Origin of the sequence: Streptomyces kaniharaensis (assembly GCF_009569385.1) — a bacterium.
In the GTDB taxonomy this organism is placed as follows: domain Bacteria; phylum Actinomycetota; class Actinomycetes; order Streptomycetales; family Streptomycetaceae; genus Kitasatospora; species Kitasatospora kaniharaensis.
In genome coordinates this window covers 568,502-590,287 of record NZ_WBOF01000002.1, presented here as the reverse complement: position 1 = coordinate 590,287, position 21,786 = coordinate 568,502, and the positions used below count along the sequence as shown (strand labels likewise).

The 21,786-nt window shown below is 70.6% G+C and carries 24 protein-coding genes; 17 read left to right on the top strand and 7 right to left on the bottom strand.

Annotated features, from left to right (window positions below; all coding sequences use genetic code 11):
• The first annotated feature begins 507 nt into the window (after nucleotides 1-507).
• The 3 genes from F7Q99_RS30345 to F7Q99_RS30335 all read left to right on the top strand — a co-directional run bounded on the left by F7Q99_RS30345 (nucleotide 508) and on the right by F7Q99_RS30335 (nucleotide 2,117).
• Nucleotides 508-864: a PadR family transcriptional regulator gene (locus tag F7Q99_RS30345; protein WP_326847341.1), complete on the top strand. Its 357-nt coding sequence runs from the start codon at nucleotides 508-510 to the stop codon at nucleotides 862-864.
• Nucleotide 865: 1 nt separating this feature from the next.
• Nucleotides 866-1,429: a hypothetical protein gene (locus tag F7Q99_RS30340; RefSeq protein WP_153467181.1), complete on the top strand. Its 564-nt coding sequence runs from the start codon at nucleotides 866-868 to the stop codon at nucleotides 1,427-1,429.
• A gap of 334 nt (nucleotides 1,430-1,763) precedes the next feature.
• Entirely contained in the window at nucleotides 1,764-2,117 is a 354-nt protein-coding gene (locus F7Q99_RS30335; RefSeq protein ID WP_230211000.1) for a VOC family protein, read from the top strand.
• Between the two features lie 450 nt (nucleotides 2,118-2,567).
• Here the strand turns inward: F7Q99_RS30335 and F7Q99_RS30330 are convergent, their stop codons facing one another.
• Together F7Q99_RS30330 and F7Q99_RS30325 are read right to left on the bottom strand one after the other, a co-directional pair.
• Nucleotides 2,568-2,768, bottom strand: a complete 201-nt coding sequence (locus F7Q99_RS30330; protein WP_195911313.1) for a helix-turn-helix domain-containing protein — start codon at nucleotides 2,766-2,768, stop codon at nucleotides 2,568-2,570.
• Between the two features lie 159 nt (nucleotides 2,769-2,927).
• Nucleotides 2,928-3,602 carry a hypothetical protein gene (locus F7Q99_RS30325; RefSeq protein ID WP_153467176.1) on the bottom strand — a complete coding sequence of 225 codons (675 nt, stop codon included), beginning with the start codon at nucleotides 3,600-3,602 and terminating at the stop codon, nucleotides 2,928-2,930.
• An 847-nt stretch (nucleotides 3,603-4,449) separates the two neighbouring features.
• Between F7Q99_RS30325 and F7Q99_RS30320 the strand changes: the two genes are divergently transcribed.
• The gene (locus F7Q99_RS30320) at nucleotides 4,450-5,109 is read left to right on the top strand and encodes an HhH-GPD-type base excision DNA repair protein (protein WP_326847340.1); all 660 of its coding nucleotides are present in this window, start codon (nucleotides 4,450-4,452) and stop codon (nucleotides 5,107-5,109) included.
• Between the two features lie 53 nt (nucleotides 5,110-5,162).
• Here F7Q99_RS30320 and F7Q99_RS30315 read toward each other — a convergent pair whose 3' ends face one another.
• On the bottom strand, nucleotides 5,163-5,321 hold the full coding sequence (locus F7Q99_RS30315) for a hypothetical protein (RefSeq protein ID WP_153467172.1): 159 nt from the start codon (nucleotides 5,319-5,321) through the stop codon (nucleotides 5,163-5,165).
• A gap of 65 nt (nucleotides 5,322-5,386) precedes the next feature.
• Between F7Q99_RS30315 and F7Q99_RS30310 the strand changes: the two genes are divergently transcribed.
• The 3 genes from F7Q99_RS30310 (at nucleotide 5,387) to F7Q99_RS30300 (ending at nucleotide 6,074) form a co-directional block, all read left to right on the top strand.
• Entirely contained in the window at nucleotides 5,387-5,605 is a 219-nt protein-coding gene (locus F7Q99_RS30310; RefSeq protein ID WP_153467171.1) for a hypothetical protein, read from the top strand.
• A gap of 73 nt (nucleotides 5,606-5,678) precedes the next feature.
• The gene (locus F7Q99_RS30305) at nucleotides 5,679-5,915 is read left to right on the top strand and encodes a hypothetical protein (RefSeq protein WP_153467170.1); all 237 of its coding nucleotides are present in this window, start codon (nucleotides 5,679-5,681) and stop codon (nucleotides 5,913-5,915) included.
• A gap of 12 nt (nucleotides 5,916-5,927) precedes the next feature.
• On the top strand, nucleotides 5,928-6,074 hold the full coding sequence (locus tag F7Q99_RS30300; protein WP_153467169.1) for a hypothetical protein: 147 nt from the start codon (nucleotides 5,928-5,930) through the stop codon (nucleotides 6,072-6,074).
• A gap of 219 nt (nucleotides 6,075-6,293) precedes the next feature.
• Here F7Q99_RS30300 and F7Q99_RS30295 read toward each other — a convergent pair whose 3' ends face one another.
• Nucleotides 6,294-6,614 (bottom strand): tyrosinase cofactor, encoded by a 321-nt coding sequence (locus F7Q99_RS30295; RefSeq protein ID WP_230210999.1) that lies wholly within the window; start codon nucleotides 6,612-6,614, stop codon nucleotides 6,294-6,296.
• A 513-nt stretch (nucleotides 6,615-7,127) separates the two neighbouring features.
• Here F7Q99_RS30295 and F7Q99_RS30290 point away from each other — a divergent pair.
• Nucleotides 7,128-8,069, top strand: a complete 942-nt coding sequence (locus F7Q99_RS30290) for an IS5 family transposase (RefSeq protein ID WP_326847283.1) — start codon at nucleotides 7,128-7,130, stop codon at nucleotides 8,067-8,069.
• Here the strand turns inward: F7Q99_RS30290 and F7Q99_RS30285 are convergent.
• The gene (locus F7Q99_RS30285) at nucleotides 8,050-8,532 is read right to left on the bottom strand and encodes a hypothetical protein (protein ID WP_153467167.1); all 483 of its coding nucleotides are present in this window, start codon (nucleotides 8,530-8,532) and stop codon (nucleotides 8,050-8,052) included. The two genes, F7Q99_RS30290 and F7Q99_RS30285, sit on opposite strands and share 20 nt — an antisense overlap.
• A gap of 553 nt (nucleotides 8,533-9,085) precedes the next feature.
• On the opposite strand from F7Q99_RS30285, the gene F7Q99_RS30280 reads away from it, so the two are divergent.
• The 3 genes from F7Q99_RS30280 (at nucleotide 9,086) to F7Q99_RS30270 (ending at nucleotide 10,893) form a co-directional block, all read left to right on the top strand.
• Nucleotides 9,086-9,262, top strand: a complete 177-nt coding sequence (locus F7Q99_RS30280; RefSeq protein WP_153467166.1) for a hypothetical protein — start codon at nucleotides 9,086-9,088, stop codon at nucleotides 9,260-9,262.
• A 456-nt stretch (nucleotides 9,263-9,718) separates the two neighbouring features.
• On the top strand, nucleotides 9,719-10,444 hold the full coding sequence (locus tag F7Q99_RS30275) for a dienelactone hydrolase family protein (protein ID WP_153467164.1): 726 nt from the start codon (nucleotides 9,719-9,721) through the stop codon (nucleotides 10,442-10,444).
• A 296-nt stretch (nucleotides 10,445-10,740) separates the two neighbouring features.
• Nucleotides 10,741-10,893: a hypothetical protein gene (locus F7Q99_RS30270; RefSeq protein WP_153467162.1), complete on the top strand. Its 153-nt coding sequence runs from the start codon at nucleotides 10,741-10,743 to the stop codon at nucleotides 10,891-10,893.
• Nucleotides 10,894-11,022: 129 nt separating this feature from the next.
• Here the strand turns inward: F7Q99_RS30270 and F7Q99_RS30265 are convergent, their stop codons facing one another.
• The gene (locus F7Q99_RS30265; RefSeq protein WP_153467160.1) at nucleotides 11,023-11,823 is read right to left on the bottom strand and encodes a hypothetical protein; all 801 of its coding nucleotides are present in this window, start codon (nucleotides 11,821-11,823) and stop codon (nucleotides 11,023-11,025) included.
• A gap of 341 nt (nucleotides 11,824-12,164) precedes the next feature.
• On the opposite strand from F7Q99_RS30265, the gene F7Q99_RS40580 reads away from it, so the two are divergent.
• From F7Q99_RS40580 to F7Q99_RS30240, 5 genes are all read left to right on the top strand, one after another.
• Nucleotides 12,165-12,797, top strand: a complete 633-nt coding sequence (locus F7Q99_RS40580) for a DNA-binding protein (RefSeq protein ID WP_326847339.1) — start codon at nucleotides 12,165-12,167, stop codon at nucleotides 12,795-12,797.
• A complete protein-coding gene (locus F7Q99_RS30255) occupies nucleotides 12,797-15,019 on the top strand; it encodes a hypothetical protein (protein ID WP_153467157.1) in 2,223 nt (740 codons plus the stop codon). Before F7Q99_RS40580 ends, F7Q99_RS30255 begins: the two co-directional genes overlap by 1 nt.
• Nucleotides 15,016-15,723: a helix-turn-helix domain containing protein gene (locus F7Q99_RS30250; protein ID WP_326847338.1), complete on the top strand. Its 708-nt coding sequence runs from the start codon at nucleotides 15,016-15,018 to the stop codon at nucleotides 15,721-15,723. The genes F7Q99_RS30255 and F7Q99_RS30250 overlap by 4 nt, the downstream gene beginning before the upstream one ends.
• On the top strand, nucleotides 15,720-16,157 hold the full coding sequence (locus F7Q99_RS30245) for a type I phosphoribosyltransferase (RefSeq protein WP_153467156.1): 438 nt from the start codon (nucleotides 15,720-15,722) through the stop codon (nucleotides 16,155-16,157). The genes F7Q99_RS30250 and F7Q99_RS30245 overlap by 4 nt, the downstream gene beginning before the upstream one ends.
• 71 nt (nucleotides 16,158-16,228) lie before the next feature.
• The gene (locus F7Q99_RS30240) at nucleotides 16,229-18,559 is read left to right on the top strand and encodes a DEAD/DEAH box helicase (protein ID WP_195911311.1); all 2,331 of its coding nucleotides are present in this window, start codon (nucleotides 16,229-16,231) and stop codon (nucleotides 18,557-18,559) included.
• Between the two features lie 209 nt (nucleotides 18,560-18,768).
• On the opposite strand, the gene F7Q99_RS30235 is transcribed toward F7Q99_RS30240, so the two are convergent.
• The gene (locus F7Q99_RS30235; RefSeq protein ID WP_326847337.1) at nucleotides 18,769-20,040 is read right to left on the bottom strand and encodes a L,D-transpeptidase; all 1,272 of its coding nucleotides are present in this window, start codon (nucleotides 20,038-20,040) and stop codon (nucleotides 18,769-18,771) included.
• A 356-nt stretch (nucleotides 20,041-20,396) separates the two neighbouring features.
• On the opposite strand from F7Q99_RS30235, the gene F7Q99_RS30230 reads away from it, so the two are divergent.
• The gene (locus tag F7Q99_RS30230) at nucleotides 20,397-21,671 is read left to right on the top strand and encodes a helix-turn-helix domain-containing protein (protein WP_153467150.1); all 1,275 of its coding nucleotides are present in this window, start codon (nucleotides 20,397-20,399) and stop codon (nucleotides 21,669-21,671) included.
• The last annotated feature ends 115 nt before the right edge of the window (nucleotides 21,672-21,786 follow it).

The window sequence follows — 21,786 nt, the reverse complement described above, 5'->3', positions numbered from 1 at the left end:
GAGCCTCGCCACCTGCGGAAACGCGAGCGCCTAGAGAAACGACCTGCGGCAGCCGAGAAGGTGAAGCCGCAGGCCAGCAGGCATGCCGTTGCTCCAGAGGCTCCGAATTACGTCGAACCCGGGGCTGCGGCAGCAATGCTGCGAATTGGTCCCGAGCGGTTCGGTCAGTCATGACGGCAGCACAGGCACAGGTCTCCCCAGTGATCACAGAGCATCGCAACTCCATGATCACGGGACCTATGCCGGTCTCGTCTCCCAGCTGGGCCCGCCCGCCGCCGTCCGCGCAGGCCGGCGTTATGTCGTCAGGAGGCGGTGCTTATCTGGGGTTGCTGAGTTATCCGCGCAGCTCAGAGCGGGTCATGTTCGTTCGGGCGCATGAGGCACGTTCTAGGCGCTACGACCAACCTGCGGGCTGGCATTCGAGCTGCCTGCTCTTGCACCCTCGTGTTCGCCTCTGACAGTCACCAGTACTTGACGATGCATAGTACTTGGGACAGTCTGGATGCTGTGACCTCCAGCCATGACCCGCAACTACTCAAAGGCGTCCTGTCGCTCCTGCTGCTGCACCTGCTGGCCGAACAGGAGTCATACGGGTACGAGGTGGCCCAGCGCCTGCAGGCCGCCGGCTTCACCGACGTCCTGGAAGGCACGGTGTATCCCGCCCTGGCGCGGCTCGAACGCGAGGGGCGGCTGACCACCAGGCTCGTCGCCTCCTCCAGCGGTCCCGCACGCAAGTACTACCGGCTGACCGACGCCGGGCATCAGGCCCTGGCCACCGGCACCACCGGCTGGGCCCGGCACGTCGCCGGCGTCGACGCCGTCCTTGCCCGCCCCCTGCCCACCGCACCGCAGAAGGGTTCCTGACATGCCACACACCGTCACCTGGCTCGACCGGTTGCGCATCGAGTGGGTCGTCTGGTCGCTCGACCAGCGCCTGTACGACCTGCCCTCCCGGACCCGGATCGCCCGGCGCCGCGAGGTCCGCGCCAACCTGCTGGCCGCCGCCGCGGAGGTGGGCGCCGCCGAGGCGCTGCGCCGACTGGGCGGCAGCCGGGAACTGGCGCAGGAGTACCTGAACGCAGAACTCGGCGACGGGCCGCGGCACTCCTGGATCGCCGCGTCGCTCTTCCTGCTCACCACCCCGCTGCTGCTCAACTTCTTCCTGGACGAGGCGGCGAACGCCTACCAGCAGGCGATCGCAGCTGTCGGCCCCCACATCGAAGGCACGTTCACCTGGCACGGCGTCGCCGGACTGCAAAGCTCCGTCACCTTCGTCTTCCACCAGGGACAGGCAAGCCGAACCGGTGGCGCCTGGACGCCACTGGTGTACGTGTTGCTGGTCGTTGGGGCCGTCGCCAGCGGCCGTCTTTGGCGGGCTCTGCCGCGCCGCCGGAACCAGGACTCGCCTGCCGCGGGCGAGGCGGGCTGAGAGCCCGCGCCCGCCGTCCGCTCCTCCCACCGTCCGCACTGAGCCTCACATGCCCAACGCGCCAAAACAGCCGCAGACATCCGTAAGGCACACGGACCGAATGGCCCTGTCCCTCACGTGCCTTCTCTGAACTGCGAGAGGGCCGCGTCAGGACGTCGGCCAGCCGAGATGGTGTCCCCTGGAGTGGTGTAGCAGCGACCACTTCTCGCGACGTGCTCCTACCACATCGCGCTGCTATACCGCTCTGGGTGACACCATCCGCACACCGGACCGGCGGTCGACGGCAGCCACCCCCAGCCCTGGCAGCCAGCCGACCCTGTTTATGATCACGCCCATGGCACTGGAATGGGAACAGATCATCGTCGACTCCTCCGACCCCGTCTCCCTCGGGCGCTGGTGGGCCGAGGCTCTCGGCTGGGTTGTGGTCGACGAATCTGAGGAGATCATCGAGATCCGGCCTGAGCCGGACCGGATGCCGGGGCTGCTCTTCGTGCCTGTCCCCGAGGGCAAGACGTCGAAGAACCGGCTCCACCCCGACTTCCGACCCGACGACCAGGAGGCCGAGGTCGCCCGGCTGCTCTCCCTCGGTGCCCGGCGCGCCGATACCGCGCAGGACGAGCAGCACTGGGTGACCCTTCTCGACCCGGAGGGCAACGAATTCTGTGTCCTGGGTGAGCGGAAGAGCTGAGCGGGGCCGGGCAGCCGTTCGGGCGGAAGTGCCGGACGGTTTCGCCCACGCGCAGCTGCGCCGGCCGCTGCTCGCCCACCCGGCTGGCCGGGTGCTCTGACCGTGGTCCGTGCACGGCTCCGGCTGGTGCGTTGATGACGCGCGGCTCAGCCGAGGCTGAACGGGTCGGGGCAGCTCGTTCAGCCGCGGTTCTCAGCCTGACGAACTGTGAGTTGACTGATGGCAGGGATACCAAGGAAGACCGGTGATGCCTTCCGCTTCTCATTGGCGTCGATCTCGCTGATCTTGTCATCGGTGGCAGCGAGGCTGACGGCCAGTTGCTCGACGTCGCCCAGCCATCCTTCGCGTTCGGCTTCGGCGATCCTGGCGTGAAGGTTCTCGCGGATCTCTTCCAGGCGGGGCCGTTCGCCTGGCCCCGCGATCAGTACTGGGCATCGAACACAGGCGTGCTCATGGACTGCTGGCCGGGCTGGCAGACCGGCCCCGCCAGGACCGCACGGTGTCCAGGTGTGCCCCGACCTGCCTGGCGATGCGCGCGTTGGCCCAGCCGCGTACGGCCAGCAGCACGATCTGCGCGCGTACCCGCGCCCCGTACTCGCTTCGGTGGCCCCAGGCGACCTTCGTCAACCGCTTGCGTTCGGAAGCGGTCACGGATATCGGGCGGGCAGCGGCAAGGGGCATGACAGACAGGCCGATCACGAAAAGCGCCCGGATCGAGCAGGACGGCCGTCGAGCCGTTTGGCGCGCTTCATCTCCTCGCGGGCGTACTGGGTGACACGCTCGGGCACCTCCTGGCGGTCCTCCGAGGGGTCAGGACGTGCCGGTGGTCGAGAGGGCGCCCACGGCGAACTTGTCTGTCTGTGCGGCTGCTTCGTCGATCGGTACGTGCTTGCCGTCCGGCGGGAAGAAGTCGACGACGCCGATCGCTCCGTAGTTTGCCCAGAAGCAGGTCGTCATGGGGAAGGTGTCGCTGACGTTCTGCTGGCACTTCAGCACCAAGTCCTTGGTGGTGAAGGTCTTGGGCTCGCCGACCGGGTTCCGGCCGTAGCCCTTCTCCAGCTCCATGGTGTGGGAGAAGACCTTGTCCAGTGAGGCGGCGGGGTCCGCCACCTTTTCATACAACGTCGTCCGGGTGGTGAGGTTAGGCGCTGTCGCCCGCATCGCGCCCTTGCTGAGGGTGATGCGCGTCGCGCCGAAGCAGGAGATCTTGTCTTCCCCGGAGGGCTGCTTGACTTGCGGCAGGTCGCCGTCACCGAAGACGTCCATGTCCAGGTCGCTGCCGAAGTGGAAGCCTCCGTTGCCCTTGTCGCAGGTCATGCCGTCCAGCGCAGGTACGCGGATTGCCTTGTACCGTGCTCCGGTATCGGCAGCGAGCGTTTCCGCCTTCGGCAGAGCGCCCTTCTTGTCGCCACCGTCGGATCCGCAGCCTGTGGCGAGCACACCGACGGCTATGGCGGCGGCCAGAATCCCCCACTTGTTCTTCATCGCCCATCTCCCCTGGTCAGTGATCACCAAGGATCCTATGGCCCGGGGGACTCTTGCGATGTCAATATGCGTTCGACTCAGGGCACGGTGGCTGTTGCCGCCACTCCGTTTCCCTGCGCCGACCGCACAGTGCCACTCGCCGGCACCCCCGAAGACGCCTGCCAGCTCTACCTCACCACTTCCAACATCTGACCAGACGCCACCCGCGACAAGGGCTTCGGAGTCAACCCCCAAAGGACTTCCGGAGCCGACCACTTAGCGTCACCGCTGGCGGATCCCCGGTCCTCAGAAGCGGAGCGAGTAGTCGTCCTCCCGTCGTCCTCCCACGCCAGGCGGCTGTCGTCGCCGACGGGCATGTCCTCGGTTTCCTCGTTCGTGCGCGCGTCCATGCCGAACATGATGCTCTGTCAGGCACTCCGGGGGCGGGGACATGTGGGCACAGCGCCTTCCAGCAGGGAGGCCGTTGACACCCCGATCGCGCCTCCCCGACCCGCCCCCGGCCACCGGCGCAGCGACCGGTTGACGCAGATGAGCGGCGCCTAGGCTGGCGGCAGCGTGATGTTCCTGCGCCGCCAAGAGGACACCTGGTCGGACCGGGGCCAGCTGGAGGGTGACCCCGGTCCGGCGGCACAGGGGCCGGGGGCCTGGCCCGTATGCCGCCGTCCCGCGGCCGACAGATGGCCACACCCACGAGCAGATGCTGAACCAGTCACTGGGAAGACGTTGCCAACTCCCCGGTCCGCTCGGGGGACCGGGCTCCGCAGCAGGCGTGTTGCCCGGCACGCCTTGACCCGCCTCGACGAGACTGGACGGACAACCCGATCAACTGCTCCCAGAAGGGACCGCCGTGGACGTCGCGGTGCGCATCACGCAGCAGCCTGAGGCCGATGCCCTGCTCTCGTGCAGCGCGCTCGCTCTGTTGGTGGGCGCCCTGCTGGACCGGCAGGTGGCTACGGACTGGGCGTTCGCCGGGCCGCTGACCATCGCGCATCGCCTGGGGCGCAAGGACCTCGACGTGCACCAGATCGCCTCCCACAGTCAGGAGGGCTTCGTCGCGCTGCTTGCGGCCGGGCCCGCTGTGCATGAATGCCCGGCGGTCATGGCCCGGCGGATCCAGGAGATGTGCCGGTTCCTCATTGCTCGCTACGAGGGCCAGGCGGCGGCTGTCTGGGAGGGCGTGTCAACGGGCAAGCAGCTGTACGGGCGCGTCAACGAACTGCCGGGCTTCGGCCGGCAGAAGTCGCAGATCTTCGTGGCACTCCTCGGCAAGCAATACGGCGTCCGCCCAGAGGGATGGCGCGACGCGGCCGGCAACTACGGCGAGGACGGCGTGTTCCGTTGCGTCGCGGACATCACCGGCCCCGACTCCCTGGAGAAGGTGCGCGCGTTTCGCCAGGAACAACGGCGCGTCGCCAAGGAGGTCAGGGTGCGGACTGCTGGCGCCGTCCAGCGCGCGAGAGTCTGCCCACACTTGCCGAAGGCGGGCGAGTTCCTTGCTCGTCGGTAGCGAGTCGACCGAATTCGGCTCCGTCCGGGCGAGCGGTCGCTGGCCCCTGCGGCTCAGGAGACCTCCGGGAGCTCCAACAACGGCATGAACTGTGGGGTGAAGTGCGCGGGGTGCCAGCCGCGCGCGGCAAGCTGAGCCCGCACTGCGACCGCGGCGTCGCGCATGACCACCGCCCACCTCGCACCCTCACCGTCCGGTTCGGGAGCGCTCAAGGCCAGCTTGCTCTGGGCAGACAGGCTCCGCGATGAGTGGGGACAAAGGCGTTCAAGGACGCGCGGTGGCAAGGACGCTCACCGAGCTGGCCCACAGGGGAGTGACGCTGCGCCCGGGTTCGGTCGCCGACGTCATCGAACGGAACATCACCACAGTGGCCGAGCGCCTGGGCATTCAGGAACGCTCCGCCTGGCGGTACGTCGACGCGGCCGCCCTCGCTGACTTCATCGCCCGCCAGCACCAGGAGTTCAAGGACTCCAGCGACATGACGTGTAGCACGTAGGGGTAAAGGGCACTTCGTCCCGTCCTGGACGGGATTGCCTTCCGTCATCCACCACGGATGAGCGGGAGGTTCCATGCGGGTGCAGCGCGTGCTGATGCCGGACTCGGAGGCCGAGTCGTGGACGGAGCTGGGGGACGACCACGTACCGGTCGCGCCGATCAAGACCGGCAAGAACACCGGGAAGAACCCGTCAGTGGTCTCCGTCTGCCGGGCGCTCTCCGAATCCGAGGAAGCCGCCGCGGCAGCCGACGACGACCTGCTCACCACCGAGGACATCGAACTGCGCGGACCAGCGCGTCGGCGGCCGTGAGGAGGTCAGCCCGTGATCCCGGGCCCGCACCGCACGAAGGACGGCGCACCGCAACTCGGCGCCGAAGGGCCCGGCCTGTCCGGCACCTCGCCCGAGCCGGACGGGCCGGGCGACACCGACCACCCGGGCCCCGACGGCCGCGAGGAGGCCGCGCCGTGACCGACACCTGGACCAACCCCGCCTACACCCCGGTCTAGGAGGTGCTGCTGGAGCTGGAGCGGCGGCATGACACCCTGCGGAACGTCGGGCAGGCAGACGGCGTGGACCCGCGCGGGACCGCCGCCCTGCATGCCGTCCGCTTCGCCGCCGCCATCCTGCAACCGGCCGTCCCCGACACGGTGGAGCCGGCGTTTCCCGACGGCACCACCGCACATAGGGTCAGTCCGCGCAGGGCGCCGGGAGGAGCCTTGCCCCGCCCAGGCTGTCGACGGCGGCCTCCGCGGTGGCGCGCAGCGTCGGGAAGCTCTGGTACGCGTTCACCAGGCTGTAGTAGCCGCCGTCGGCCAGGCGGTGCACCGACAGCGCGACGCCGTCGATGAGGACGTGGTCACACAACGAGGACTTGCCGTCGTCGGCGGTGATCAAGATCGCCCTGCCCTTGTATACCTCAGAAAACACCGGGGACCGGTGGCAGGAGCCCGCGCACTCCATCGAGGCGGCGGGCGCGCCCTGCGTGGTGGCCACAGCCGGGCCCGCCATGGCGACTCCAGTCAATGTCAGCAGCGCGACAAGTAAACCCCTGGTCATTCGGGTGGTCATAGTTCCCCTCCAGTGAAGCGGCGCCGGATCTTCAGCGCACGGTACAGTCAGCACCCTAACTGAACGCCGAAATCCGAGACAACGTCTATTCGTTGATGGTTCGGGCAAGCGTGTCATCCGTTACCGACTTCGGCCGTCGGGGTGTCGAGGGTTAGGCCGGTGCCGGTCATGAAGCCGTCGAGGACGGCGACCGCGGCGAGGCTGTGCTTGACGTGTACCCAGACCCATGCGCCCGGGTTGAGGGTCCCCCGAGTTCGACAGTTGGCGGGCACACGAGGGCTTGGCGGTCTCATGACCCGTCAGAAGCGATTCCCAAACCGATGGATACGACTGCCGCTCGAACTTCCGTGCGCATCAGCCTCGTTCGAGTGATCACTCCGTGGCCGGCGCATAGCAGAAGGGCCTCCTGCACAGCTCGGTGATGTCGAGTCAACCAAGCACCAGGAGGCCCAGGTGTCCCACTGTGGCGTGTCGACCCCGTCCGCGTCCAACTCCGGCGTGTCGCCGTGCGATTGCCTGGCCCACCGGCTCGGCAACGCAGCCGACCAGCCCGACCGGACCCGCCGCTACAGCTCCGACCTCACCGACGCCGAATGGCACCTGGTCCGGCCGCTGCTGCCGGTCCCGGCCTGGCTGAACGGAAAGGGCGGACGCCCGGAGGGCTTCTGCCACCGCCAGATGATCGACGGCGTGCGCTACCTGGTCGCCGAGGGCGTGCGCTGGGCCAGTCTGCCGACCGACTTCCCCAAGTGGCGGGCCGTATACCGGTTCTTCCGCCGCTGGCGCGACAACGACCTGATCAAGGAGCTCTACGGCCGACTGCGCGCCCGCCTGCGAGAACTGGCCGGCAAGAAGGCGGAGCCGACCGCCGCGATCATCGACTCGCAGTCGGTCAAGGCCGACGCCACCGTGCCGACCGCCTCGCGCGGCTACGACGCCGGAAAGAAGATCAACGGCCGCAAACGGCACATCGCCGTCGACACCCTGGGCCTGCTGCTGACCGTGCTGGTCACCGCCGCCTCGGTCAAAGACAACGACGCCGGCCGCGACCTCCTTGACCAACTGCGCACCGAACACCGCCGCATCGCCCTGGTCTGGGCCGACAGCGGCTACACCGGCTGGCTGGTCGCCTTCGCCACCACCGTCCTGGCCCTTGCGCTCACCGTCGTCAAACGCAGCGACGACGCCACCGGGTTCGTGGTGCTGCCGCGCCGCTGGGTCGTGGAACGATCATTTTCCTGGCTGATCCGGGCGAGACGCCTCGCCCGGGACTACGAGACCCGCATCGACAGCACCGAGGCGATGGCCTGGTGGGCCGCGAGCATCCCGGCCACGCGCCGCCTGGCCCGCTCCGGCGCCCCCGCGCCCCGCCGCGTCAAGCTGTCCGCGGCCTGAACAGCCCCGGCCGCTGCTCGGTCAGCCAGCCGCGCTCGACCAGCCGCTTCGCCCGGAACCGGGCGGCCTGCTCCTTCGCGTCGCTCGACGCCCAGCCCAGATACTCGCGCATGGCCCGAGCCCGCACTCCCTCCCCGCCACCGGCCGCGTCGCGCTCGACCAGGGCCACGATCCGCGCGCAGTCGAGCGGCAGCTCCCCGGTCCCCACGCCCTCGCACCACAGCGGCACCTTCACCCGCGGCCCCGCAGCCCCCGCAGCCGGCACCTCCACCGGCGCATCGACCGCGCCAGCCGCCTCGGCCAGGGCCTCAACCGTCTCCTCGCGGGCGATGACCGCGCGCCGCGCGGCCTCCTCCGCCTCGGCCAACGCGGCCTGGAGCCGCTCCACTTCGGACCGCAGTTCCTCCGCCCGGGCCAGCGCCACTCGCTCGCGCTTCTCCAGCACTCCCAGCACCGACGGCATCCGCCACCTCCGAGCACGCCCCGCACCAGCACGACGATCCGAGCATGCCTACCGAACGACGGCCACACCCCTCACCTGGGAAAACGTGACCCTACCTTCGATTTGGGAATGGCTTCTCAGGCCATGCGCCGATTCTGCTGGCCGGCCTTCATCGCCGCAGCCATTCCCGGACAGCGACAGCGATCTCACGGTGAGTCACGATATCTGCTCAGGGCTACTTGTCCCTCTGCGGTAGCTACCCGACCTGTGACTCAGCGTGCTACTTGTCGCTGACGATGCTACTCGAGGTGCGGTTCCTCGGCCGGGTCAGCACGACGTCTGTCGCTGAATCAGCGAGCTATCTGACGGCTGGTGAGCAATCGCAGGCAAGCCGTCGCGAACTCGGAAGGGGTCCCCCGCGTGCGAGCCCTCTGCGTTGCGCCGGCTCCTGGCACAGCAGTGGGCGTCGCGGTGGCGAAGGAGGCAACCCCGAGCTGTGATGTCGCCATCGCCAGGCATGATGCCGAGCTTCCGCGATCCGTCGGTGATGCGGTGCGGGGCCTGCGAATCCGTCATGAACCGTCTGCTGACGACGATCAGTTCCGGCGATCTGGACGGCAGCGGCTGGGTTCCGCTCCAGGGCCGGACCGCCACGCAGGACACTGGCATCAACATCGGGCGGAGCTACAACATCCAGCTCTACCACTGCCCTGTCTCCTTCGACCATCCGCACGAGGAGGTCATGCAGTAGAACGCCCGCCCGGCGGGCCGCCGGCAGGGCGTCCGATCAACTACTGGCCAGGCTTGAGGGGCCGAGGTACCCCTTGACGGCGGTGTGGGGGATCAGCGGGCGATCCCAGAGAGCGAGAAGGTCGTTGGCCACGTTCACGACCGCCAGCGGGTGCTCATCACCGCGCACCTCGACGCTGGCGGCGGACAGCCCGCTCGGGACAGCCCGCCGCTGCCTCAAGACCAAGCCCGACCCCGACGAAATCGACGGCAGACGGATCGATTCCTGCCTGTCCCGTCTCCCACAACGTTCTCGCTGTCTCACGTGACCTTGTTGGATTCGCGGCTGGTCTCAGTTGACGTTGCCACATTGGCCGGGGCTATGAGCCGGCGCCGTGATTCAGAGGCACACCCGCGCTGTTCTGCCAGCGGTGAACACCGGCCCGACCGGGCTCGAGGGTCACTACAGTCCCGTCTCATGACGACGGTTACTGCACGCACGGTCGAGTATCCGGCCGACGGCCTGACGATGATCGGGCACCTCGCACTCCCTGCCGGTGTCGACCGCCGGCCCGCAGTGCTGCTCGGACCAGAGGGCCTGGGGCTCAGCGACGTCGAGCGCCGCCGGGCCGATGCGCTCGCCGAGATGGGGTACGTAGCGCTGGCCTTCGACCTCCACGGCGGGCGCTATTTGGGCGACCCCGAGGAGATGCTGGCCCGTTGCATGCCGCTGCTCGCCGACCCCGAGCGGATGCGGGGCATCGGCCACGCGGCGCTCGACGTGTTGCGCGCCGAACCGCGGACCGACCCCGACCGGATCGCCGCCGTCGGTTACGGCACCGGGGGCGCAATCGTGCTGGAACTCGGGCGCGACGGCGTCGACCTGCGCGCGATCGGGACGGTCAACGCACTGACCACGGGCCGACCGGGAGAGGCGGCGCGCATCCGCTGCCCGGTGTGGGCCGGGGTCGGATCGGAAGACCCGATCATGCCGCCCGCACAACGGGAAGCGTTCACCGCCGAGATGCAGGCCTCAGGCGTTGACTGGCGCCTCACGGTCTACGGCGGCGCCTTGCACGCCTTCCACCACCCGCCGGTCGACCACATCGTGCTCCCCGGCGTCGGCCACCACCCACGGCAGGCGCAGCGAGCCTGGCGCGACGTCGTCGACCTGCTTGCCGAGTGCCTGCCCGTGACGGAGTGAACCGGTCAGCACCCGCGAACCAGGCCGGTCGACCGCCACCGGCTCCACCGGGCACCTGCCCGCACCGCGCGCCGACCGGCCGGGCCCCGCCAGCGTCCCGGCGGACGACGTCCCGCAACCGCTGGCCTACGTCCAGGGACAACCCCGCCTCATCCTCGATACACGGCGCAGCGCCGGCCTCCGCGGCTCGGTACCCGGACCTCGCCGAAGACCTGGGCGACGACCTGACAGCGTTCGGCTGGCCCCAGGCACCCAACCTGGTCACGGTCTCCCGCCGCGGGCGTCCCCTCGGCTGGGTGCAGCACGGCGTGGCCGGCATGCCCGGATGGGCCGCGCTCGTGGACGGCCGTCTCGTCCTGGACGCCGCAGACAACCTGCCCCTGCTGTCCGAGAGGTCCAGGGAGGCCACCGACCTCCTGGCCCTGGTTGTGCGCCAAGGCCTCGCCTGACCGCCGGGCACAGTGTCGCCAGCTGACTGCTGGACGGCCTGACGTCCCTCCGGATTTCACCCTTTACGTAGCAGCGCCTCCCGGATCTTGTGGTCACTCCGACTGGGTGCGGGGAGGCCGCTGGGGTAGTCAGAGCGCGAGGACGGGCCGGGTGGAGAAGTCCTCGTACATGTCCTCTCCCTCCGGGCCGTACACGAACTCGGTGGCGAGGAAGGGATGACGGTTGGCCGTGGCGAGCGGCAGCCAGCCCAACAGGTGGCCGTAGCCGCCGCAGGCCGACTCGCCGCCGTCGCCGCCGTGCACCGCGGTGACGTCGCTCGTCAGCTCTGTCCGGTACGTGTCGTACGCGATGTGCAGACCCAGGGCGTTCGGCCGGTGCTGCGGCCCCAAGGGGTCGTCGTAGGGGATCCGGTCGAGGGAGCAGTCGTCACCCCAGCGGAACAGGGTGGTCGCCCCGGCTCCGCAGGCGTGCTCCCACTCGTCGGAGTTCGGCATCCGCAGGCCACGCGCCGCCAGCACGGCCGGCATGTCGGCTGCGGGTTCGGTCAGGTTCTCGTCCTCCACTGCCATGAGCACCGTCGCCAGGGTGACGCGCCGGCGCGGACTGAGCACCTGCGCGAGGTGGGCCCGCAGATCGGGGCCGTAGCCGAAGCCCTCCTCCAGGCTCTCCTGGTAGTCGGCCGCCTGTTCGGGCGTTGGCTGCCAGGCGTCGAGGTCGAAGCCGAGTGTGACGGTGCCACCCGGCACCAGGGCGAACTCCTGGCCGTCTCGCTCGATCCGAACCCGGTGCAGCCGGGCACCCAGGTGCTCGGCTGCCTCGACGGCGACCACATGCCCGCCCGCCAGGTCGGCCGCCTGTCGTGCGAGGCGGCGGGCGGTAGACAGGTCGAGCGATCGCCACTGGTCGAGGGTGAGGTCGGTGAGGGACATGCGCCGCAGTCTTACACGAGGGCCTGACAGCGCCCGAGTCGGGCAACCCGCATGGAGATGACCTTGAAGCCTGTGGATTGCTAAATATCAGCCGACCGACCCACTGCCAACGTCGCGCACCCTCGCGGGGGCGAGGTCGGGTTGAGACGAGCAGCCAGCCTTCTGCTTTCCCGTCATCTCCGCTGCTTCCTTCCGCAGGTTCTTGCCGGCACTGGCGGAGGATGGCGGACCACTTTGGCGGCATGCTTGTACGACTTACTAAAAAGGCATAGACAGGTCGTTGGGGAGGCGTAGGGTCGCCTTAGTGTTTCAAGTTAGATGAATAGGCGTGGAGGCTGGGTGTGTTCGTGACGACCGGGCAGGCCGGGACGGCGCTGGGGTGTTCGATCCCGACGGTGAAGAAGCTGTTGGCCACGGGCGTGGTCCCCGGTGTCCGCGAGCAGGGTCGGCAGGTGTTTCCGCTGGCCGCGCTCCAGAAGTTGCAGGCCCGTCCGGTCGCGGACCTGGCCGTGTTCGGCACGGCCGAGGTGGCGGTGCTGCGCTCGGACGCCCCGCAGCGGGTGGACGAGGCGGATCGGGAGTGGATCGGCTTCGGCATCGGGCTGGACGAGGCGCAGCTGCTGGCTGCGTTGTCCGGGTGGTGGCGGTGCGACCCGGCCCGGGTCGCGGCGGGCGGGGTGCTACCGGTGACGGTGGCCGGGTTCGTCGTCGCGGTGCTGACCGGCCTGGCCGAGTGGGAGTCCGACGGCACCGTCGGCACCACGGGGCGCTACCGCTTCACCAAGGCGAGACTAGCCGGCTACCTGACCGACCTCACCGCCCCCGCCAACGCCGCCGACCCGGCCGACCCGGAGGACGCCCGCCTCGCGGGCCTGTTGCTCGGCACCCGCCTGGCGTCGGTGTCCGGCGGCCCGATCGCCTACGTCCCCACCACGACCACCGCCACCACCGCCGACGAGGGGGAGCAAGCCTGATGGACCGCAAGACGTACACCGCCGAGCTCGCCGGTCTGCGCGAGCTGCGCACCGAGATCACGGCCGCCGAGAAGGCCGTCGCCGCCGCGCAGAAGGAGCTGGACAAGCTCACCGTCCAGCGTGCGCGCCGCGTGGCTGGGCTGGCGGGGTACGAGGGCGCGAAGGCCGACGCCATCGCGAAGGCCTCCGGGCTGACGCTAGCCGATGTCGTGCGGATCGCCCCGCTGCTGGACCCGACCCCGGCCGCCGTCCGCGCGGCCAAGACCGACAGCCAGGCCGCCGCCGATGCGCCCGCCCCGGCGCCCGTGGCCGCGCCAGGCGCCGAGCCCGCGAGCGTGGTTGCTCCGGTGACCCGCCCCGCCGCCGTACTCGAGCAGCCGGTCCCGGCCGCCCCGGCGACCGAGGCGCCGCGCGAGGACGAGGACCAGGCCGTAGCCGAGCAGCCCGCCCCCGTCGCTGCGCGGGTTGAGTCGGCCGTCTCGGTCGCTTCGGTCGCTGCCGCGCTGCGTCCGGTGGTCGAGGCCGGTCCGCGTGAGCTGCCCGCCCTGCACGAAGGCCTGGCGGGCGCGCGGTTCGAGGCCGTGACGACCGGCCTGGTGTCCAAGCGCCCCAACTTCGTCCAGCAGGCGCGCAGCACGGTGTTCCTGGACGCGGCGACCCGTGACCTGGCGGTGCGCGACCAGGTCGTCCGCCTCGACCTCGGCGCCCGCACCCCGGGCGAGATCCTGGACGCCGTCCTGGCGACCGCGCCCGGCACCGAGCGGATCTACATCACCGCCGGGGCTCCGTGGCACGACGGTGCCGAGCGGTACTCCACGCTCAAGGACGCGGTCGCGGCCTGGCTGAACACGCCGTCGGAGCGCTGGACCACCGCCGTGGGTTCCGGCCGGGACAAGCTGGCCGGGCACTTCGTTCACCAGCGCCAGCCGGTCGGCCGCTACGCCCCGGCCGCGTCCCCGGAGGGGCCAGTGACGGAGATCCGCTCGATGGGGGAGTGGTTCGACCCGGATGGTGCCGACGTCGTGACCTGCCGGGATGCGTTCCGGCTGTTGTGGCAGGCGCTGCGCCGTCAGTGGGACGACGCGGTGCTGATGGGCTCGCCGTCGCAGACGGGCCGGGACCTGTGGTCGCGCACCATCCCGACGACGGGCAAGTGGGCCGGCGGCTACCCGGTCCTGTCCGAGGAACTGCGCGGCCTGCTGCACGCCACCGGCGGCCAAGGCCGTACCGAGCTGATCCTGCCCCCGCGCGTGCCGGAGCAGCTCCCGGCGCTGGTGGAGTACGACCGCACCTTCGCCTACGCGAAGCACCTGTGGAAGTCGCCGGTGGGCACGCCGCGCCGGATCACCGCGCGGGCGTTCGCGGCGATGACCGAGCAGGAGCAGACCAAGGCCCTGATGTCTTGCTCGCACTGGAACGTGCGCGTCACCGTCCCACAGGGCTGGAACCACGTCGGCCTGCTCCCCGCCCCCGTCACCGGGGACCGCGCCTGGGTCTACCCCTCGGAGCCGGGGGCGCCGTTCACCACCTGGGCGGGTGGCGCCGAGGTCCACCTGGCGCTGTCGAACCACCTGATGCCGTGGAAGGTCGAAATCCTCGGCGGCCTGCTCTTCGAGGACGGCAAGCCGCTCGACGAGTGGGGCAAACGCCTCAAGGCCGCGTGGGCGGACCTGACCAACCTCTCGAAGCTGCACGCCGACGAGCGGCAGCGGCAGGCGGCCTACCTCGCCTCCCGTGCCGTGCGCAGCGTCCTGCTCTTCGGTCTGGGCGGCTTCGCGCAGCGTCCGCGACTGGTGTCCGGCACCACTCCGGTGGGCGAGGCGCTCCCGGCCGGGGTGGAGATCCTCGGCCAGGCCAACGAGGTGGTGACGTGGCAGCGCCAGGCCGGCTTCTCCCGCGACCCGTACGCACACCCGGAGTGGGCCGCCTACGTGTGGTCCGGCGCCCGGGCGGCGCTGCTGGACATGAAGTACCGCCAAGGCAAGGAGGTCATCGCCTCCGCCGGGGCCCTGCACGCGAAGCCCGGCACCGTCGTCTACTTCGGCACCGACGGCATCGCCCTGACCGAGCGCCAGCCCTGGCCCTACCGCGGCGAGCCCGGCGACTACCTCCTCAAGGGCCACCTCACCGGCCCGGTCGAGCACCCGACCAGCCAGGAGCAGTACCTCAAGCTGCGCGGCCAGGGCCGCGCCGAACTCGCGCAGATGGGAGCTGACCAGTGAGCCCGGCCGACCCGAACCACCCCAACGAGGCCGCCCGCCTGACCCAGGAGTTGATCGACCAGGGCTACACCAAGCGCCAGGTCGCGAAGATGCTGGGCCGCGACGCCTCGCTCGTGTCGCAGTTCTTCACCAAGGGCAAGGGTGCCGCGTTCGTGCGCGCGCTGCGCCAGGTCGTGCGAGCGGTTCGCGGTGGCGAGCGCGACACCGAGGCGCTCGGCGCCGTCGCCCAGGAGAACGTGGAGCGGCGCCGTACCAAGACGGGGCAGAAGGCGCGGGTACGCGGCAAGGACGTGATCGGCGTCCCCGGCGAGTCGATGGCCGGCCGGGCCGGGAAGCAGGCCATCAAGACCGGCGCCGCACACCTGGCACCGGTCGTGCACGAGACGGGCCAGGCCGGAGGCCGCCTCGCCTTCACTGTCCGGATGAAGGCCGACCAGTACGTCTACTCGGCCGGCTCGGAGAAGGACTCCGGCGGCATCCGCCGCGGATTCATCCCCCGCTCCGACGGCACCGAGGAGCGCACCTACGGCTCCGCCTCCACCGGCGGTTTCGATGCCGCCGAGTGGTCCCAGCGGGTCGCCGACTACCACGGCGACGTGACCGAGGCGATGCGGGCCTGGCTGGTGGAGACCGGACGCGCCGTCGAGGACGCCGACATCCAATACCTCGAAGTCCGGGCCTGGGTATCCGAGGAGGGCCGATGAGTACCAAGCACACCGGCCGACCCGGCGATGCGAAGCGGGACGCGCTCCGCACCCTGGCCGCCGAACTGCAGGACAGCGGCCACACCATCATTCAGATCGCGTGGAACCTGCGCGTCTCACCGGGCACCGCCCGCCGACTCCTCGCCGAAGCCACACGCGAATTCACCACGCCGGACCCAGACCGCCCCGCATGGTTCACCGGCTCCGACGAGAAACTCGCCGTGCTCCGCCGCGCCGCCGAAGCGCGCGGCGTGGTCCTCGACCCGGCCACCCCGCCCAGCGAGGAGAACGCGCAGGAGCTGACCGACGAGCTCGCCGACGTCCTCCTCACCGAGAAGTGCTTTGACGCGAACTGGGATATCACGCCGTTCGGTGACCTGGTCGAGAGCTTGATCGACGGCCTCCACCGCTACGCCTACCCCGACGAGCACTGACAGTGAGGATGTTCATGAGCGGTTCCCCGCCACCGCTCCGAACACCCGGTAGACGAAGGAGAAGCACCGTCGTGGAGACCACCACCGCTGAGCAGGACGTGCCAGCCGGGCTGCGCGCCCAGGCCCAGGCGCCGCTTCCGGTGCAGACGTCCGGCACCGTCGTGGTGAATCCGTTGCCGCTGCACTGGTTCCAGAAGGAAGCGGTGGCGGCCGCGGTGCGTGAGGTGAAGGACGGCGGCCGGGCGACGGTGGTCGCGGCGACCGGTTCGGGTAAGACGCTGATCGCCGCGGGCTGCGCCCGGCGTCTGGCCGCTCGGGGGCGGGTGTTGGTGCTGGTGCCGACGATCGAGCTGCTGGAGCAGACGGCGGAGGCCTGGTCGTTGAAGGGCGGTCGTCGGGGTCTGGCGGTGGCGGCGTGCTCGCGGGAGGAGGCGTTGGAGAGCGCGGAGGCCGGCGGCCGCGTTCACGCCCGGGTGACCACGCAGGCCGCCCGGATCGCCGACCTGGTCCAAGCGGAGAAGCCGGGTGAGCCGGTCACCGTGTACGCGACCTATGCCTCGCTGGAGCGCATCGTCCAGGCCCACCGGCTGCACGGTCTGCTCGCGTGGGACCTGGTCGTCGTCGACGAGGCGCACCGCACCGCCGGCTCGGACGGCAAGGCGTGGGCCGCCGTCCACGCCGACGACCAGATCCCGGCGAAGCGCCGGCTGTACCTCACCGCCACCCCACGCATCGTCGACGAGACCCGCATCCCGCACGAAGTGGTCGACGTCGCCGAAGGAGCAGTGCTGTGCTCGATGGACGACGAGCGCATCTACGGCAAGACCTGCTTCACCTGGACCCTCGGCCAGGGCATCGAACACGGCTACCTCGCCGACTACCGCGTCCTCGTCCCCGTCGTCACCGACGAGGACCTGCGCGAGCTCCTCAACCTCCCCGCCATCGCCGACCTCCGCACCCAGCGCAGCAACGAGGACCTGCTACGCCTGGCCCTGCAGATCGCGGTGCTGCGCGCGGTCGCGGACCTGGAGCTGCGCCGCGTGATCACGTTCCACTCGCGGATCGCGGGTGCCCGCGCGTTCGCGGGGGACCTGCTGGAGGCCTCCGAGCTGCTGGAGGACGCGGAGCGCCCGGAGCGGATCTGGGCGAAGGCGGTGGCCGGCACCGACCGGCTGCGTGACCGCCGGGCCGCGTTCGCCGAGTTCAAGGCCCACACCGGCGAGGACGGCGAGGAATGCGGCATCCTCGCCAACGCCCGCCTCCTGTCCGAGGGCATCGACGTCGCCGCCGTGGACGGCATCTGCTTCGCGGACCCCAAGTCCTCGGTCATCGACATCGTCCAGGCCATCGGCCGCGCGCTGCGCCAGTCCTACCAGCAGGGCAAGGTCAGCTGGGTCATCATCCCCGTCTACCTGCCCACCCCCGCCGTCGGCGACGACACCGCAACCGCCCATCCCTCCGAGATCCACGACGCCGGCGAGGCGGTGAAGGCCGAGGCCGACGCCGAGATCGAGGCCAGCTCCTTCCGCACGATCTGGCGGGTCCTGCGCGCCCTGGCGGCGCACGACGCGCGGGTGGTCGGCCGGATCACCGAACTGCGCACCAGCCGCTCCCAGGGCACAGCACACACCACCACAACCAAGCCGGCCGAGGGCGAGGCCTCCGAGGCCGGGGAGGGCGAGCAGCCCGCAGCGCCGGAGTCGCCGATCGCGTGGCTGCGGATCAACGCGAAGCACCACGCGAACGCCATCCTCCAGGCGGTGAAGCTGCGGGCGTTCAACCCTCGGGCCGTCGAGTGGCAGCGGATGCACGCCGTCGCGGCGGTCTTCCACCTCCAGCACGGCCACCTCGACCCCACCGACAAGGCGAAGCACGCCGAGCTGATCTCCTGGCTCACCCGCCAACGCCACCTCCACGGACAGGGCCTGCTCGATGCCGCCCGCGTCAGCGAGCTGGACGCGCTCGGCATGATCTGGTCGAAGAACGCCAACGCCTGGGAACGCGGCTACGCCTACGCCGCCGCGTTCCACCACCAGCACGGCCACCTCGCGATCCCCGCCACCGCGAAGCTGGACGACTACGCGGTGGGCGCGTGGATGCGCCGACAGCGCAAGGCCGCTGGCCTCACCGCCGTCCAGGCCGCCAAGCTCGACGCCCTGGATGAGCTGTGGCGCCTGGAGCCGGACTGGAATCGCTCCTACCGCCGTCTGCTCGCCTACCTCGCTGCCGGTGGAACCCTGGACGGCCCGGCGAACCGCACCGGAGGCGAGGCGGACCCGGCGTTCCGGCCCGGCACGTGGCTGCGCAAGCAGGACAAGGCCCGCACCGACGGCAAGCTGACCGACCACCAGGCCGCTCTCATGGACGCGCTCCACCGGCACGCCGAGACCGTCACCGGCTGACCCGCATCGACCACGTCCAGGATGACGACCAGGACAAGCCCGATGAGCCGAACGCCACCAGCAGGACGTCGCCGCCTGCGCCCGCGAGGCCGCCAACCGGGCCCGCCAGACCACCGACGCCACCCACCGCCGCCTCGCGGGCACCGCCGCCAGCACCAATGCACGTATTCCGCGCGCCGGAGGAGGCACGGCTCCTCGGCGGGCGGGTGCTACCAGTTGGCCCAGGGGAGGTTCCAGCCGCCGAGGCCGTTGTCGGGGGCGACGGTCTTCTCCTTGGTGTTCACGACCGTGACGACGTCGCCGATCAGCGAGCTGTTGAAGAACGACCCTGCGGGGGAGGTGTCGCTGCCGCCCTCCACGTCCTTGAGCGAGACGCAGCCGTGGCTGGTGTTGGCCTTGCCGAACGGGTCGCCCTTGTACCAGTAGTTGCCGTGGAGGTAGGTGCCGGACGTGGTCAGCCGCATCGCGTGCGGGGCGGCGGGGATGTCGTACTCGTTGCCCATGCCGACGGTCTGGGAGTTCATGTGGGTGACCGGCTCCTTGGACATGATGACCATGGTGCCGCCCCAGGAGGGGTGCTCGTCGTCGCCGAGGGTGGCGGGCACGGTGGTGGACTTGCCGTCCCGCACGATCGTCAGCTGGTGCGTGGCGGCGTCCGCGGTCGAGACCTGGGAGCGGCCGATGGTGAAGGGTTCGTTCTTGTCGATGTCGCCCCACACGCCGGGGGCGACTTCGACGTTCTTCAGCCGATAGTGGATGGTGACCTTGGTGTTCGGCTTCCAGGGCTCGGCCGGGCGGAAGTCGATCCGGTTGTCGCCGAACCAGTGGCCCTTTACCTCGGTGCCGTTGTCGGTCTCGAAGGTGATGGCCTTCGCGACGGCGTCCTTGTTCACGACCTTGGTGCTGAAGTCCACCTTGACGATCATGCCCACGCCGTAGGTCTGGCCGTCGGCGATGTTGTCGTTGGTCGACACCTGCTTGCCGGGCAAGGCGGTGGTAAAGGCGCTGGTGGCCGCGGCGACCAGACCGTCGGCGTCCGTCGCCTGGGCGTTCACCGTGTACGCGGTGCCGGGGGCGAGTGCGGCGGCGGGCTTCCAGCCGGTGCCGTCCGGGGTGATCGAGCCCTGGACGGGCTTGCCGTCCTTGTCGGTCACGTCGACGGCGGTGAGCTTGCCGTGGGAGACGGACACCCGGAGCGCGGTCGGTGCGACTCCCCGGGCCCCGTCCTTCGGCTCCACGTCCAGCACGGCGGTCGACGTCCTCGGCGCGGCCGTGGCCGCCGTCCCGCCGGGGGCGCCGGGCGTGGTGGCGGGGATGGCGGAGGTGACGGGGCCGGCGGCGTCAGCGCCCTTGTCCTGGCCGTCGCCGTCGCCGCAGGCCGCGGACATCAGCAGGACCCCGCCCACCGCCAGTGCCACCGCACCGCGGTGGAATCGGTCGTTGGTGCGTATCGCGGCCCGGGCCGCCCGAACAGTGCTCACAGTTGCTCCCTCTCGGTGTTCGCCGTCAGCTTGGGCGCCGGTTCGTCCCAGCCGCAACGGTGGGCCGGCGATCTGGGACGCGGGGACGCCTCTACCCGGTTTGAGCTGGGAAGACGTAACCTTCCTGGGACGCGCCGGCAGGGGCTGGGATGGCGCGGCCGGTGCCGGCGGCGACCTCGGGGGAACCGTGAGACGGTCTGCGGCGTGCTTGTCTGCCGGAGCTCACGTCGGGTCGGCGTCCCGGCGATCCGGTTGCCGGCGATCCGGTTGCCGGCGACGGACCGGATCACCGCGGCGGTAGCTCCGAGGGGGTTCGCGAGCGGGTGGAGGAATCAGTGTTGGAGGGGACCGGGGAGTTGAGGGAGGCACAGGAGATCGCACGGCTGCTCCAGGAACTGAAGAGCCGTTCGGGTCTCAGTTACGGCGCGCTGGCGAAGCGGCTGCACGTGAGCACGTCGGCGTTGCACCGCTACTGCACCGGCGACGTGATGCCGGTGGAATTCGATCCGCTGGAGCGCCTCGCGCGGTTGTGCCGGGCGACACCGGAGGAGCGCACCGAGCTCTACCGGCTGTGGGTCGTCGCCCACACGTCGCGGGGGAACCGGCAGGCGTCCGTACCCGCCCCCGCGCCGAAGGCCCCGCCAGCGGTTCCGGTGACGGCACCGGAAACGGAAGCGGCACTGGAAACGGCACCGGAAACGGTTCCGGTTCCCGAACCGGAAACGAAAGCGCGACCGGCCGGGGAAGGCGTCGTGGAGGTCGGGACGGCCGCCCGTGCGCGTACCCCCGCCGTGTCGCCGCACCGGCGAGTGCGCCGGGGCGTACTCGCCGCCGTGACGGCTGCTGCGGTGCTCGCCGCCCTCGGGGCCGTCGCCACCGGTCTGAAGACCCGCACGGGCGGTGACCCCACGTCCGCTCCGGCCCCGGCGGCGGACGCCGGATCCCCGGCCCCGCTCCCGACTCCCGGCGCCGCGCCGGTCGCCGCCGACGTGACCCCGTCGGGGCCGACCGGCGCCGCGGACCGGGGTGCGAGTGCCCCGATCACCGTCACGGTCCGCCCGCACCGGGACGCCGAGTGCGACAGGTACGTGATCGACCGCCCGCCGTCGGAAGTCCCCCCGCCGCCCGCGGTGGTGGACGCCCCCGCCTGGGCCGCCAAGGTCGGCGCGGTCCCCGGCACCTACCAGTCGATCGAGCTCACCGTGCAGGGCACCGGCAGCGACACCGTCGTGCTGACCGCGCTCAACGTCCGCATCGCCCGGATCGCGGCCCCGCTGGCCTGGAACGCCTACTCCATGTTCGATGGCTGCGGCGGCGGAATGGCCGTCCACTCCTTCGACCTCGACCTGGACGCGGCCCGCCCCCGTCCGGTCGTGACCGACGGCAGCACCGGCCTGCCGCTCAAGGTGAGCGAGCGGGACCCGGAGGTCATCGAGGTCACCGCCCAGACCACCTCCCACGACGTCAGCTGGTACCTGGAACTGGAGTGGTCCAGCGGCAACCGCAAGGGCACGCTGACTATCGGCCCCGGCGCGGGCACGTCCTTCCGCACCAGCGCGATCAAGGGCCGGCCGCTGTACAGGTACCCGACCGGCGGGAAGGCCTGGGAACCGAGCCCATTCCAGCAGTGACGGGACGTCCTCCGCCGACCGGTCGGCGGAGGACGTCCACCCGCGCCTGCCGGGCGTCCGGGCGTCGGCGTCGGGGGCAGGCGGGAGCACATCGGACGCCTCACGCTGTGTTCGA

Bases quoted from the DNA above. Each gene is read 5' to 3' on its own strand.
- F7Q99_RS30340 (WP_153467181.1), top strand. From the start codon at position 866: ATGCCACACACCGTCACCTGGCTCGACCGGTTGCGCATCGAGTGGGTC.
- F7Q99_RS30335 (WP_230211000.1), top strand. From the start codon at position 1,764: ATGGCACTGGAATGGGAACAGATCATCGTCGACTCCTCCGACCCCGTC.
- F7Q99_RS30325 (WP_153467176.1), bottom strand. From the start codon at position 3,602: ATGAAGAACAAGTGGGGGATTCTGGCCGCCGCCATAGCCGTCGGTGTG.
- F7Q99_RS30305 (WP_153467170.1), top strand. From the start codon at position 5,679: ATGCGGGTGCAGCGCGTGCTGATGCCGGACTCGGAGGCCGAGTCGTGG.
- F7Q99_RS30295 (WP_230210999.1), bottom strand. From the start codon at position 6,614: ATGGCGGGCCCGGCTGTGGCCACCACGCAGGGCGCGCCCGCCGCCTCG.
- F7Q99_RS30285 (WP_153467167.1), bottom strand. From the start codon at position 8,532: ATGCCGTCGGTGCTGGGAGTGCTGGAGAAGCGCGAGCGAGTGGCGCTG.
- F7Q99_RS30280 (WP_153467166.1), top strand. From the start codon at position 9,086: ATGAACCGTCTGCTGACGACGATCAGTTCCGGCGATCTGGACGGCAGC.
- F7Q99_RS30275 (WP_153467164.1), top strand. From the start codon at position 9,719: ATGACGACGGTTACTGCACGCACGGTCGAGTATCCGGCCGACGGCCTG.
- F7Q99_RS30265 (WP_153467160.1), bottom strand. From the start codon at position 11,823: ATGTCCCTCACCGACCTCACCCTCGACCAGTGGCGATCGCTCGACCTG.
- F7Q99_RS30255 (WP_153467157.1), top strand. From the start codon at position 12,797: ATGGACCGCAAGACGTACACCGCCGAGCTCGCCGGTCTGCGCGAGCTG.
- F7Q99_RS30245 (WP_153467156.1), top strand. From the start codon at position 15,720: ATGAGTACCAAGCACACCGGCCGACCCGGCGATGCGAAGCGGGACGCG.